This window comes from Frondihabitans sp. 762G35, assembly GCF_002074055.1.
Lineage (GTDB): Bacteria > Actinomycetota > Actinomycetes > Actinomycetales > Microbacteriaceae > Frondihabitans.
Map to the genome: position 1 here is coordinate 1,656,644 of NZ_CP014619.1, position 13,007 is coordinate 1,669,650.

Genomic DNA, 13,007 nt, shown 5'->3' on the forward strand with positions numbered 1-13,007 from the left:
CTTTCTGCTCCCTGAGTAGGCTAGTGGCTATGCCCCGACTCCGCTTGGCGCTCGCGCAGACCAACCCCGTCGTGGGAGACCTCCGGGGCAACGCCGAGCAAGTCGTCAGGGCCGCTCGCGCCGCCCACGACGCCGGGGCCGACCTCCTCGCCACGGGCGAGATGAGCCTCACCGGCTACCCCATCGAGGACCTCGCGTCGCGGCCCGGTTTCCTGGTGGCCGCGCGGCACGCGGTGGAGGCGCTGGCCGCCCGGTTGGCCGAGGAGGGGCTCGGCGATCTGGCCGTCGTGGTCGGGCATCCTGACGGACCGTTCGAGCCCCGGCTCCTCGACACGTCGAACGCCCCGACGGCCATCGCCAAGAACTGCGCGAGCGTCCTGCAGGGCGGGCGTGTCGTCACCACGACCGCGAAGTACCACCTGCCCAACTACTCGGTGTTCGACGAGTACCGGGTCTTCATCCCCGGCGACGAGCTTCTGGTGCTCCGGATCCGCGGCGTCGACGTCGCGCTCATCGTCTGCGAGGACCTCTGGCGCGACGGCGGGCCGGTCGGCCGGGTCATGGACGCCGGGGCGGGCCTCCTGCTGGTCGTCAACGCCAGCCCGTTCGTCGCCGACAAAGACGAGGTGCGTCTGCCCCTGGTCACGCGGCGGGCGACCGAGAACGACGCGGTCGTCGCCTACGTCAACATCGTCGGCGGTCAGGACGACCTGCTGTTCGACGGCGACAGCGTGATCGTCGACGGGTCGGGGGCGATCCTGGCGAGGGCTCCGCAGTGGCGGGAGCACCTGCTCGTCACCGACCTCGACCTGCCGGAGGCGGTGGCCGACGTCCTCCCGGCCGGTATCCGCCGGGTGGCCGTGGCGGCCTCGACCATCCCGGCCGTCGACGCCCTCCCCCGCGACGTCGCCGAACTGCCCGACGATCGCGAGCAGCTCTGGAACGCCCTGGTCGTGGGCACCCGCGACTACGTGGAGAAGAACGGATTCCGGACGGTGATCCTCGGGCTCTCCGGCGGGATCGACTCCGCTGTCTGCGCCGCGATCGCCGCCGACGCGATCGGAGCCGACCGGGTCCACGGCGTCTCGATGCCGTCGCAGTGGTCGTCCGATCACTCTCGCTCGGACGCCGACGACGTGGCCGAGAGGATCGGCGTGCGCTATTCGACGGAGCCGATCGCCGACCTGGTGGCGCCGTTCGAGCGACAGCTGGAACTCACCGGCCTCGCCGCGGAGAACGTCCAGGCCCGGGCGCGCGCCCTCGTCCTGATGGGGCTGTCCAACCTCCACGGCCACCTCGTCCTCACGACGGGCAACAAGACCGAGTTGAGCGTCGGTTACTCGACGATCTACGGAGATTCCGCCGGCGGCTTTGCCCCGATCAAGGACGTCCCGAAGACGATGGTCTGGGAGCTCGCCCGCTGGCGCAACGCCTTCGCCGAGTCGCGCTCGGAGACCCCGCCGATCCCGGAGAACTCGATCACCAAGCCGCCCTCGGCCGAACTCCGACCGGGCCAGGTCGACGAGGACACCCTGCCGCCGTACGAGGTCCTCGACGGCATCCTCGACGCGTACATCACCCGCGCGCTCGGCGTCGACGACGTCGTCGCGCTCGGGTACGACGCCGACGTGGTGGGAGAGGTGACGCGGCTGGTGGACCGCTCCGAGTGGAAGCGCCGTCAGGGCGCGATCGGGCCGAAGATCTCCGGGATGGCGTTCGGGCGCGACAGGCGTCTGCCGATCACGTACCGACCGACCGAGCTCTGAGGCCCGGGGCTCCTGCCCGAGGTGGCGTCCTGTCGGGCCGCCTCGTCGAGCCGACCGTCAGCGGTCGTCCTCGGCCTCCTCGGCCGCCCACTTCTCGCTGTTCGCCTTGATCTGCGCGAGGGCGTGCTCCGCTTCCGCGCGGGTGGCGTAGGGGCCTGCCCGGTCGACGGCGGGAGAGACCATGCCCTCCTCCACCTGGTGGGTCTTCGTGTTGAACCAGAATTCGTCAGCCATGCCTCGCAGCCTACGACGCCCAGCGGGAGTCCGGACGCCTTCCCGCGTCCGTCTAAGCTGGTCGCATGCCCCGGGATCACGACGGTCACCTGACCCCCGGCCGGATCTCAGCGCAGCGTCCGGTCCCTGTCGCCATTCCGCGACCCGAGTACGTGGGCAAGGCGGCTCCTGCCCCCTACACCGGCGGTGACGTCTACGACGCGGCCGACATCGAGCTGATCCGCGAGAGCTCGCGCATCGCCTCCGACGCCATCACGGCGGTCGGTGCGGCCATCGTCCCGGGCGTCACGACCGACGAGCTCGATCGGATCGCCCACGAGTACGTCATCTCGCACGACGCCTACCCGTCGACCCTCGGCTACCGCGGATTCCCGAAGTCCGTGTGCACCTCCGTCAACGAGGTCGTCTGCCACGGCATCCCCGACGACACCGTCCTCGAAGACGGCGACATCGTCAACATCGACATCACGGCGTTCAAGAACGGCGTCCACGGCGACACCAACCGCACGTTCGTCGTCGGCGAGGGCTCGCAGGAGGCGCGGGATCTCGTCGAGCGGACGCGGACGGCCCTCGACCGCGGCATCAAGGCCGTCGCTCCGGGTCGCCAGGTGAACGTGATCGGCCGCGCCATCGAGATGTACGCGAAGCGCTTCGGGTACGGCGTGGTCCGCGACTACACCGGACACGGCGTCGGGCGCGCCTTCCACTCGGGCCTCATCATCCCCCACTACGACGCGCCCCAGAACGACGACGTCATGAAGGTCGGGATGGTCTTCACCATCGAGCCGATGCTCACCCTCGGCGGGGTCGACGCCGACATCTGGGCCGACGAGTGGACCGTCACCACGCGCGACAAGTCGCTCACCGCGCAGTTCGAGCACACCCTCGTCGTCACGGAGCGTGGCGCCGAGGTCCTGACCAGCTACCAGCACTAGAGAGGTTCACCGTGGCAACCAAGGCAGTGGGTATCGACATCGGAGGCACCGGGATCAAGGGCGCCATCGTCGACGTCGATTCCGGGGAACTCCTCACCGACCGGATCAAGAAGCCCACTCCCGAGGGCGGCGAGCCCGACGCCATCGTCGCCGTCGTGAAATCGATCATCGAGGAGCTCGGCGACGAGTCGGACGACCTCCACGTCGGGGTCTGCTTCCCCGCCGCGATCATGGACGGCAAGACCCTCTCCGCCGCGAACGTGTCGAAGAAGTGGATCGACTTCGAGGCCGAAGCCCTGTTCGAGAAGACGCTCGGTCGTCCGATCCACTTCGTGAACGACGCCGATGCGGCGGGCTACGCGGAGGCGAAATACGGCGCGGCCAAGGGCATCCCGGGGCTCGTCATCATGACGACGCTCGGCACGGGCATCGGCACGGCGCTCATCCACGACGGCGTGCTCATCGTCAACGCGGAGCTCGGCCACCTCGAGATCGAGGGCAAGGATTACGAGACGAAGGCCTCCTTCGCCGCGAAGGAGCGCGACGACCTGTCGTGGAAGCACTGGGCCCGTCGGCTCCAGAAGTACTACTCGCGGCTCGAGGCCCTGCTCTACCCGCGGCTCATCGTCGTCGGCGGCGGCGTCTCGAAGCAGTACCAGGAGTTCCTGCCCCTGCTCGATCTCCGTGCGGAGGTCGTCCCCGCGAAGCTCCGCAACAACGCCGGCATCATGGGTGCGGCGGCGCTGGCGGCGGAGAGCAAGCCCTCCTTCTAGCGCGCGTCGCACCGTGTCGCGTCCGTGCGCGGTGTCACGTCTCGTGCGTGATGTCGCGTCGAGACGCGACACGGTGAACGAGACGTGACACGACCGTGGGCGCAGCGCGCAAAGCGCGGCGCGCAGCGACGCGGCGCGAGAGGGCGAATGGGCCGGCTGCTACGCCGGGTTCTGTCCGGGCGACGTGCACGCACGCCGCCGTGGACGGCCATCTCTCTCGGCGCTGCGTTGCCGCAGCGCTCTAGCGGTCTACCCGGGAACTCGGCGAGCCGCCTCGAACGTTCCCTGTCTGACCTTGCTCCGGGCGAGGTTTACATAGCCGGCCGGTCACCCGAACCGCTGGTGGTCTCTTACACCGCCGTTTCACCCTTACCCCGGCCCGTCTCGCGACGGAACCGTGGCGGTCTGCTCTCTGTTGCACTTTCTCGCGGGTTGCCCCGGGTGGGTGTTACCCACCGCCCTGCTCTGTGGAGCCCGGACGTTCCTCGGCACAGGCGCCCGGAGGCTCCTGCGACGCGACCGTCTTGCCGACCCATTCGCGAGAACGAGTCTAGGGGTGTCAGATCCCGGACTCGTCCGTGCGCACGAGGATGGCGTCGCTGTCGGGGCAGAGGATCACGTCGTCGGGGGCGGCCGACCGGACGGCCGCCAGGTCGCTCCCGGTCAGCGCCACACCGCTGGCGCTCGACACGCCGGCCCGCAGGTGCGAGGCGCCGACACCGTAGCGTTCGCGCTGACGTTCGTAGAGGGCCAGGAGGTCGGCGGGAACCCGACCGGCGATCGTCGCGCGGTTCGCGACCGCCTCGACCCGCTCGGCCTCGATCCCGGCCAGCGCCGTCTCCTTGGCCGCGACGGTGGTCGCCGCGGTCGCGGCGAGAGCGTCGAGTTCGCCGCGCGTCGCGTCGACGACGGCTCCCGTCTGCTCGACGCGATCCATCACCTCGAGCTCCTGGTCTTCGAGGTCGCTCTGGCGGGTGGCCAGGGCGGCCAGCTCGCCCTCGAGGGCCTGGATGTCCTTCTGCGACGACGAGGTCTCGAGTCGGGACCGGTCGCGCGCCACGCGTGCCTCCACGATCGCGACGTCGGATTCGAGGCGCGCGAGGTCGCGGCGGGCGTCCTCCCAGACCCCCTCCTCGCTCGTCAGGCGCACCCGGAGGGCGGATGTCTGCGTGTCGACATCGGCCAGGACCTTGTTCTCGGGAAGCTGCCGGGCCCGGTGGGCGAGCTGCTGCAGCATCATGTCGAGCCGCTGCAGGTCGAGGAGGAGGGCTTGGTCTTCGGGACGGGCTTTCAGAGGCATGTGTTCTCACTCGGTCGTGGTCGGGGGCGCAGGAGCATCGGGGTCGGTCAGCGCACGACGGCGAAGTCCCACGGGTCGGTCCGGAGGTCGCTCAGCGTGACCTCCACGTCGGGGATCGCCTGCCGGAGCTGCGCGGCCGCGGTGTCGAGCCAGAGCCACTCGGCGGCCCAGTGCGAGATGTCGACGAGGGCCGGCCCGCGCCCGAGTCGCATCAGTTCGCGCGCGTCGGAGGCGGGGTGGTGGCGGAGATCGCTCGTGATGTAGACGTCGGCGCCGAGGACCTCGGGGTGGTCGAGGAGGGAGTCGCCCGCTCCCCCGCACAGAGCGACCGTGGAGACGACGCTCTCGTGGTCGCCGGCCACGCGGACGCCTCCGGCGGTCGGCGGCAGGATGTCGGTCAGCAGCCGGGCGAGGGCCATGAGTGTGAGGGGGCTCTCGGCGGTGCCCACGATGCCGAGCCCGGTCTGACCGGTCGGGTCGGCCGCGCTCGCCTGGATCGGTCGCTGGTCGGTGAGGCCCAGCTGGTGGGCGAGGACGCGCGAGGTGCCCGTGGCGACGACGTCGGCGTTCGTGTGGGCGGCGATGAGCGCGGCGCCGCCGCGGACGAGACGGGCGATGACCGCGCCCTTCGTCGTGCTCTCGGCGACCGTCTTCGCCCCGTGGAAGAGCAGGGGGTGGTGCACGAGGAGGAGGTCGGCGCCCATTCCGAGCGCCTCGTCGACGGTGTCGAGCACGGCGTCGACGGCGAGGTGGATGTGTGTGACCTCGGCGGTGGGATCGCCGACGGCGAGACCCGGGGAATCCCACGACTCGGCACCCGCGAGCGGCCAGAGCTTCTCGATGGCGGCGTTGACCGCTCCCAGTGTGGACACGGGCTAATTGTAGTCGGCGGCCGGCAGGGCCCGCCGACGGGACGTCACTCGGCGGTGCCGGTCGAGGCGCTTCGCGACGGCAGGCCGCGGTCGACCACGACGACGGCGACGAACGCCACGACGGCCGCGGCGATCACTCCGAGGGCGACCGAGAGTTCGGTCGAGAGGCCGTGGACCGTGACGATCCGCAGGAGGTAGCCCTGCCACGTGAACGCGGCGGCATCGCTCGTCACGAGGCCCTGGCCGACGACCGTGCCGAGGACGAGGCCGGCGACCAGCGCCCACGTCGTCCGGTCGGTGACGGGGGCGGAGGCGCGGCTGCCCCGGGGGCGGAGGGCGAGACGGGCACCGACGATGCCGAGCCAGGCCGCTGCGAGGACGCCGAATGCGGCGAGGGTGGCGGCCGCGGTGACGGCGGCGCCCGTGGCGGTGAGGACGAGGGCGGCGACGACCACGAGGAGGGCCACGGCGGTGAGGGCGACGAGGAGGAGGCGGGACGGTTCGACCCGGGGCTCCTGCGGTCGGGAGGAGCGCGAGACGGGTGCGGTCGGCGCGGCCTCGTCGATGCTCTCGAGCAGGGCGTCGTCGGCGGCCTTGACGCCGCTCGGGACGTCGGGCGCGGGAACCGTTCCGGCGGGGATGATCGGCGCCGGGATCGCCGGAGCGCCCGGGTCGATCCGCTCGGGTACCAGCGTGGACCCGGTCGGGGCCTGGTCGCGCGTGACGAGGGGGGTCGCGGACTGGATCGGGATGACGCCGGTGAAGTGGAGTCGGGTGCGCTCGAGCTCTTCGAAGGCCTCGTCGGTGCCGATCCGACGGATCTCCTCCTCCCAGGCGGCGAATCTCGCCGCCTCGACGGCCCGGAGCTGCATCTGGGCCTGGAGGATGCCGATGAGGTCGACCGTGGCGGTGTCCTCGGTGTGGCGACCCACCAGGGGGACGAGGTCGTCGTCGTCGAGGGAGCCCCGCTCGGGCGGTGTCGGGAGGCCTGCGCTCGGCGAGACGGGAGCGGCGGCGCGGACGACGGCCTCGGCGAGTGGCTCAGCCTCGGCCTCAGCCTCGACGACGGTGGCGACCGTGGGGCTGGTGGGGACGATCGTGTCCTCGACGTCGGGCTCGGGCACGGCGGGCACGCCGTCGACCGGTGTGAAGGTCGCCCGGCGGATGGGGTGCTCCTGGTCGTCCATCACGAAGCTCGCCCTCCCCGTCACCCGCGATTCCAGCTGATCGGTCATGCCGGAATGATAGGCACTCACATGTTGCGTTCGCCGGAGGCGCGCCGTCGGCCTGCGTGTCGTGGCGGCCCTCCGCGGGGGTACGGGGCGGGCGCCGGGCTCGCCGACCGACATATCACTCGCTCGTGAGTCGTCCCTCGCGGTCGAGGCGGTCCTGGAGCGCACCCGGCCGCACCCACAGTCCGTTGTCGTAGCGGGAGTCGACCGCGAGCCGTTTCCATCCCTCCGCCTCCCCCGCGGGCCAGAACTGCCGACCGATCGACAGGACGGTCGTCGGCAGCGTCTTGCGGCTGTCGATGACCGGGACGACCTCCGGCGCGAGGAGGAACTGGTAGGCGTTCTGGCTGATCGCACCCGACGCGATCCCCCGCACGGGGTCCGGTGCCGTGTCGTAGGAGACGGACTCCCCCGGCAGCGCCCGCGCGACGTCGGCCAGCGTGAAGGCGGTCCGGTACTGCTCGTAGGAGGGCAGGACGGTGCGGAACTCGCCCGTAACGGATCCTGCCGCGAAGGCCGCGACGGCGACGACCAGCATCCAGACCGCGTTCCGGCGCGCCAGCCGGAGGACCAGGAGCGCCGCGAAGACGACGCCACCGACGACGCCGGCGGCGAGGAGCGGGAGACTGGCGTCGCCGGGCGGCCCGGACCAGTCGAACGCGGCGAGACCGAACACGGTCATCGGGTTCCAGCCGTGGACCGTGCCCCTGGCCGTCGGGACGAGAGCTGCCGCGACGAGTCCGTAGGCGAGGGCGGTGACCGCGAAGACCGCTCCGACGACCGCTGCGACGCGCCTCGGGACGTGACGGGCGAGCAGGACGAGGCCGAGGAAGGCGACGACGTCGGTGATCGGCTCGAGGTACCGGCCGTAGACGTAGACGTCGAGGCGCTCGGCCGTCGCCACGGCGCCGCTCACGTAGGTGACGCTGACGACGACGAGGCCGGCGGCTCCGAGCGCGAACCAGGTGGCCCAGCCGGACCTCCGTGTCCTCCACTCGCGGGCGACGGCCCGGGCGATCAGCAGGATGCCCGGGAGGACGAGACCCGCCGTCGACACGACCGCGAACCAGAACTGCCCGCTCCCGGCCAGAGCGACGGCACCGGGGGCGCTGCCGAACAGCTTGCCGATACCGTCGCTCTCGCGTCCGGCCGAGCGGTAGAGGGTCAGATCGAGGTGCCGGTAGAGGAGGTAGCCGCTTCCGGCCACCAGCGCGGTGCTCGCGAGGAGCGCGATCCCGGCGCGAGGCCGGCGGCGCAGCAGGAGCAGGAGCCCCCACACCCCTGCCGCGACGACGAGGGCGACGACCCGCCCGTGCACTACGAAGGCGAGGCCCGTCGTCGCCCCGAAGGCGGCGAACACCCGGGAGGAGCCGGTCTGCGCCGCGACGACCGCGAGCAGGACGCTTCCCGCGACGACGAGCCCGAGGAAGCTCTCCGCGAGGGCGAATCCCGCCATGAGGGCGTGGCCGGGCAGGAGCGTCGCGGCGGACGCGGCCACGACCGCCGGAGCCGCTCCCAGACCGAGTCGTCGCCCGAGGAGCGTCAGCACGGGGATCATCGCGATCGCGGAGAGCATGGCCAGGATCACCGCGACGCGGTACACCGCAAGGGGGTCCGACGTGATCCACCAGAGCGGCGCCAGCAGGAGCGACCAGCCCGGATAGTAGGAGTCGGCCGAGATCCCGAGGTCGTGACCGCCCGAGATCGAGAGCGAGTTCGCCAGGTAGCCGATCTCGTCGCCGAAGAAGACGGGGAACGTGCGATCCGCAGCGATCAGGACGAGCACCGCCGTCGCCACGAGAGCCGACACGACGGCGATCCACGCGTCGGGGCGGAGGGCGCGTCCGAGGCGCGGCGGAGGACGGTGTCGGCGCACGCGACCATCCTGCCGTACCGTTTGCCTATGACCATCGACGCGAATGCCCCGATCGAGGCAGAGACTGCCGACCGAGTGCTCACCTTCTCCGACCTCGGCCTGAGCGACGCCGTCCTCAAGGCCGTCCGCGACGTCGGCTACGAGACCCCCTCCGCCATCCAGGCGGCCACGATCCCGCCGCTCCTCGCCGGCCGCGACGTCGTCGGCCTGGCGCAGACCGGAACGGGCAAGACGGCGGCGTTCGCCCTCCCGATCCTCTCCCGTCTCGACGTGACGCAGAAGAAGCCTCAGGCCCTCGTCCTCTCCCCCACGCGCGAGCTCGCGCTGCAGGTCTGCGAGGCGTTCGAGCAGTACGCCGCGCACCTCCGCGGCGTGCACGTGCTCCCCGTCTACGGCGGACAGGCGTACGGCGTCCAGCTCTCCGCGCTCCGGCGTGGCGTCCACGTCGTCGTCGGCACGCCCGGACGCATCATGGACCACCTCGCCAAGGGCACCCTCGACCTCTCTGAGCTGAAGTACCTCGTGCTCGACGAGGCCGACGAGATGCTGAAGATGGGCTTCGCGGAAGACGTCGAGACGATCCTCGCCGACACCCCGGACGACAAGCAGGTCGCGCTGTTCTCGGCGACGATGCCGCCGCAGATCCGTCGCATCTCGAAGCAGTACCTGAACGACGCCGAGGAGATCACGGTCAAGAACAAGACCACGACCTCGGCGAACACGACGCAGCGCTACCTGATGGTGTCGTACCCGCAGAAGGTCGACGCCCTCACGCGCATCCTCGAGGTCGAGAACTTCGAGGGCATGATCGTCTTCGTCCGGACCAAGAGCGAGACCGAGACCCTGGCCGAGAAGCTCCGGGCCCGCGGCTACTCGGCGGCCGCGATCTCGGGCGACGTCGCCCAGGCGCAGCGCGAGCGCACGGTCAACCAGCTCAAGTCGGGCAAGCTCGACATCCTCGTCGCGACGGACGTCGCCGCGCGCGGTCTCGACGTCGACCGGATCAGCCACGTCGTCAACTACGACATCCCGATCGACACGGAGTCCTACGTCCACCGCATCGGCCGCACCGGCCGCGCGGGCCGGAGCGGCGCCGCGATCAGCTTCGTCACGCCGCGCGAGCGCCGCCTCCTGGGCGCCATCGAGAAGGCGACGCGCCAGCCGCTGACCGAGATGCAGCTCCCGACGGTCGACGACGTCAACGTCACGCGCCTCGCCCGCTTCGACGACGCCATCACGGCCGCTCTCGGACAGCCCGAGCGCATCTCGGCCTTCCGCGACATCATCGGTCACTACGTGGAGCACCACGACGTCCCGGAGGCGGACGTCGCGGCGGCCCTCGCGGTCGTCTCCCAGGGCGACACGCCGCTCCTGCTCGACCCGAAAGACGAACGACCCGCGCGCCGCGAGCGGGACGACCGCCCCGCACGGGACGACCGCGACTCGCGCTCGTTCGACCGCGACGACCGCGGCGACCGGCCGGAACGACGCCCGCGCACCACGAAGGCCCTGGCGCCCTACCGGATCGAGGTCGGCCGCCGCCAGCGCGTGGAGCCCCGCCAGATCGTCGGCGCGCTCGCCAACGAGGGCGGCCTGAGCCGCGAGGACTTCGGCGCCATCGCGATCCGCCCGGACTTCTCCATCGTCGAACTGCCGGCCGACCTCTCGCCCGACACCCTCGACCGTCTCCGCGACACCCGCATCAGCGGCAAGCTGATCGAGATCCGACCGGATCGTCGGGGTGGCGTGAGCGCCGGGGCCCGGTCGGGCGGAGATCGCCCCGACCGCGACGACCGACCGGCACGCAAGCCGCGCCGCTGACGCGCTGCCGGGCTGCGGGAGCTACGCCTGCGTCGTGCGACCGAGCACGCCCGCGCGGACGCCGAGGAGATAGATCTGGCAGCCCAGGCAGTACCCGAAGACCGAGTTGAGGAAGGCGGCGACGAACGCCAGGGCGGCGAAGAGCGGAACGGCCCACGCGACTCCTGCGAGCCCGAGGACGACGCCGAGGCCGGTGATCACGAGCCCCACGCCCTGGGCGAACGTCGGGGGCCGAGGGTCCTCGAGGTCCGTCGGCGGTGCGAGGCGGGGCCGCACGAGACGACGGAAGAGAGCTCCGTAGGGGTGCTTGCGGATCCCCGCGAACGCGCCCCAGCCGAAGAGCAGGGCGATGACGAGCAGCAGGACGACCGCCGCACCCGACGCCCCGACCAGGCCGAGGTAGACGGTGACGAGCAGGAGCACCCCGGTGACGGCCGCTCCGAAGCGGGGGGAGCGGGGATCGATTCCGGTCCGGGTATCAGGCGTCGACACGGTCTTCTCCGAGGAGTCGGGCGAGCTCGGTCTCGAGGTCGCGGGGTCTGGGGGGTCCGCCGATCCGGCCGCGGACGATGCCGCGGTCGTCCAGCAGGAGGGTCGTCGGGGTCTGCAGGACGTCGTAGCGCTTGGCCAGGTCGGGCGCGTGCGTGAGGTCGACGTCGACGTGGACCACGCCGTCGTTCCGCTCGGCGAGTCCGCTCAGGAGGCGCCGGGTCGCCGGGCAGAAGGTGCAGAACTCGGTCGAGAACTGCAGGAGGGTGCCCCGCTCCCCGAAGCCGCCGTCGACCCCGACATCGGCGGGCCGGATAACGGTCCCCGGGGTGTCATCGAGGGTTCGGCGACCGACACGGCCGGTGGTCCGTCGCCAGACCAGGCCGACCACGGTCGCTGCAGCGACCAGGGCGCCGAGCAGGAGGAGGGCGAGAACAGGATCCACGGGTCGACGATACGTCGGGAGCCTGGAGCTGCCCCGACGTGACGGAATGTGACGGCGGTCCGGACGGAAACCCACGACGCCCGGCGCGAATAGACTCGCAGGATGACCAGGACCCCCGTCGTACTCGCCCGTCCCGTCGAGCCCGTCGCGGAAGCGGGCCCCCGGTCACTCGTCTGCCCGCTCGGCGCGAACTGCTCCTGCGTCTTCTCCGGCAACCGGTCGACGGCATCGACGTCCTTCGACGCAACAGCGCCCCTGCACGAGGCCCTGGTGGCCGATGTCACGCACTTCGTCGACTTCGGCTGGACCGTGACGTCGTCGACACCCGACGAGGTCGTGCTCGAGCGTCGCCTCGGGTTCTCGTTCTGCGTCACCGTCCTGCTGTGCCTCGCGACCGGATTCCTCTGGTTGGCCTACGCCATCCCCTCGGGCCGACGCCCGCGGATCGACACGCGCCGGGTTGCGCTCGGCGCCGACGGCACGGCCGTCGTGACACGGACCGTGGCGCGGCGTACCGTCACGCCACCCGCGGCGTAGGTCGCACGGCCTCGTGCCGAATGCCCTGCCCGCTCGGGCACGAGTGGGCCCTGCCGGGCTCGAACCGACGACATCCACGGTGTAAACGTGGCGCTCTACCAACTGAGCTAAAGGCCCGCATCCTGCGCCGGAGCGCTATCGCGTGCCGCAAGCCTACCGAAGCACCGGGATCCCCTGCGCCGAGGGGTCAGACGGCAAGCGGGACGAGTGCGTCCAGTGCCGCGCGATAGTCGGCGACGTCGCGCGCCTGGCCCGGCGCGGTCACGAACTGCGACCGGATCACGCCGTCGACGTCGATGAGGAAGGTGGCCCGGTTCGCGAAGCCCTTGTGGTCGAGGAAGACGCCGTACTCCTTGGCGACCTCGCCGTGCGGCCAGAAGTCGGCCAGCAGGTTGAAGTCGTAGCCCTCGGTCTCGGCGAACGAGCGGAGCGTCGCCTTCGAGTCGACGGAGATGCCGATGAGCTCGACGCGGTGGTCCTTGAAGAGGGCGATGTTGTCGCGGAGGGCGCACAGCTCGGCGGTGCACGTGCTCGAGAACGCCAGCGGGAAGAAGACGAGAGCGACCGGCTTGACCCCGCGGTAGTCGGCGAGACGGATGTGCTCGCCGAACTGGTTGGGGAGTTCGAAGTCGGGTGCCTGGATGTCGTTCTCCAGAGCCATGGTCACGGTTCCTTCCGCACCCCGGGTCGGGGCGATGGTCCTCAGGTCTCCTCCGTCGGGCTGCCG

13 protein-coding genes, 1 tRNA gene and 1 other RNA gene are annotated in these 13,007 nt (G+C 71.2%); 5 read left to right on the forward strand and 10 right to left on the reverse strand.

The features are described 5' to 3' along the window. Nucleotides 1–29 precede the first annotated feature (29 nt). Entirely contained in the window at nt 30–1,766 is a 1,737-nt protein-coding gene (locus AS850_RS07955; protein WP_119868626.1) for an NAD+ synthase, read from the forward strand. Nucleotides 1,767–1,823: 57 nt separating this feature from the next. On the opposite strand, the gene AS850_RS07960 is transcribed toward AS850_RS07955, so the two are convergent. Then, nucleotides 1,824–2,000, reverse strand: coding sequence for an SPOR domain-containing protein (locus AS850_RS07960; RefSeq protein WP_119868627.1), 177 nt, complete (start codon nt 1,998–2,000; stop codon nt 1,824–1,826). 65 nt (nt 2,001–2,065) lie between these two features. On the opposite strand from AS850_RS07960, the gene map reads away from it, so the two are divergent. Further along, complete coding sequence (map, locus tag AS850_RS07965; protein ID WP_119868628.1) at nt 2,066–2,935, forward strand: type I methionyl aminopeptidase; 870 nt, start codon at nt 2,066–2,068, stop codon at nt 2,933–2,935. 11 nt (nt 2,936–2,946) lie between these two features. Continuing rightward, nucleotides 2,947–3,708: a polyphosphate--glucose phosphotransferase gene (gene ppgK, locus AS850_RS07970; RefSeq protein WP_119868629.1), complete on the forward strand. Its 762-nt coding sequence runs from the start codon at nt 2,947–2,949 to the stop codon at nt 3,706–3,708. A gap of 144 nt (nt 3,709–3,852) precedes the next feature. On the opposite strand, the gene rnpB is transcribed toward ppgK, so the two are convergent. The 5 genes from rnpB to AS850_RS07995 form a co-directional block, all read right to left on the reverse strand. Further along, nucleotides 3,853–4,243, reverse strand: an RNA gene (gene rnpB, locus AS850_RS07975) — RNase P RNA component class A. A 24-nt stretch (nt 4,244–4,267) separates the two neighbouring features. Then, entirely contained in the window at nt 4,268–5,008 is a 741-nt protein-coding gene (locus tag AS850_RS07980) for a zinc ribbon domain-containing protein (RefSeq protein ID WP_236940877.1), read from the reverse strand. A gap of 47 nt (nt 5,009–5,055) precedes the next feature. Continuing rightward, nucleotides 5,056–5,880, reverse strand: a complete 825-nt coding sequence (locus AS850_RS07985) for a Nif3-like dinuclear metal center hexameric protein (protein ID WP_119868630.1) — start codon at nt 5,878–5,880, stop codon at nt 5,056–5,058. Between the two features lie 44 nt (nt 5,881–5,924). Continuing rightward, nucleotides 5,925–7,115 carry a hypothetical protein gene (locus AS850_RS07990; RefSeq protein WP_123955472.1) on the reverse strand — a complete coding sequence of 397 codons (1,191 nt, stop codon included), beginning with the start codon at nt 7,113–7,115 and terminating at the stop codon, nt 5,925–5,927. A 115-nt stretch (nt 7,116–7,230) separates the two neighbouring features. Next, nucleotides 7,231–8,988 (reverse strand): hypothetical protein, encoded by a 1,758-nt coding sequence (locus AS850_RS07995; RefSeq protein ID WP_119868632.1) that lies wholly within the window; start codon nt 8,986–8,988, stop codon nt 7,231–7,233. 27 nt (nt 8,989–9,015) lie between these two features. Between AS850_RS07995 and AS850_RS08000 the strand changes: the two genes are divergently transcribed. Then, complete coding sequence (locus AS850_RS08000; protein WP_119868633.1) at nt 9,016–10,809, forward strand: DEAD/DEAH box helicase; 1,794 nt, start codon at nt 9,016–9,018, stop codon at nt 10,807–10,809. Between the two features lie 21 nt (nt 10,810–10,830). On the opposite strand, the gene AS850_RS08005 is transcribed toward AS850_RS08000, so the two are convergent. Together AS850_RS08005 and AS850_RS08010 are read right to left on the reverse strand one after the other, a co-directional pair. Further along, nucleotides 10,831–11,301 (reverse strand): DUF4395 domain-containing protein, encoded by a 471-nt coding sequence (locus tag AS850_RS08005; RefSeq protein ID WP_119868634.1) that lies wholly within the window; start codon nt 11,299–11,301, stop codon nt 10,831–10,833. Then, nucleotides 11,288–11,743, reverse strand: coding sequence for a TlpA family protein disulfide reductase (locus tag AS850_RS08010; protein WP_119868635.1), 456 nt, complete (start codon nt 11,741–11,743; stop codon nt 11,288–11,290). The genes AS850_RS08005 and AS850_RS08010 overlap by 14 nt, the downstream gene beginning before the upstream one ends. A 102-nt stretch (nt 11,744–11,845) precedes the next feature. Between AS850_RS08010 and AS850_RS08015 the strand changes: the two genes are divergently transcribed. After that, nucleotides 11,846–12,280: a hypothetical protein gene (locus tag AS850_RS08015; protein ID WP_119868636.1), complete on the forward strand. Its 435-nt coding sequence runs from the start codon at nt 11,846–11,848 to the stop codon at nt 12,278–12,280. A gap of 44 nt (nt 12,281–12,324) precedes the next feature. Here AS850_RS08015 and AS850_RS08020 read toward each other — a convergent pair. Together AS850_RS08020 and AS850_RS08025 are read right to left on the reverse strand one after the other, a co-directional pair. Continuing rightward, nucleotides 12,325–12,397, reverse strand: a tRNA-Val gene (locus AS850_RS08020). Nucleotides 12,398–12,467: 70 nt separating this feature from the next. Beyond that, nucleotides 12,468–12,941, reverse strand: coding sequence for a peroxiredoxin (locus AS850_RS08025; RefSeq protein WP_119868637.1), 474 nt, complete (start codon nt 12,939–12,941; stop codon nt 12,468–12,470). Nucleotides 12,942–13,007 lie beyond the last annotated feature (66 nt).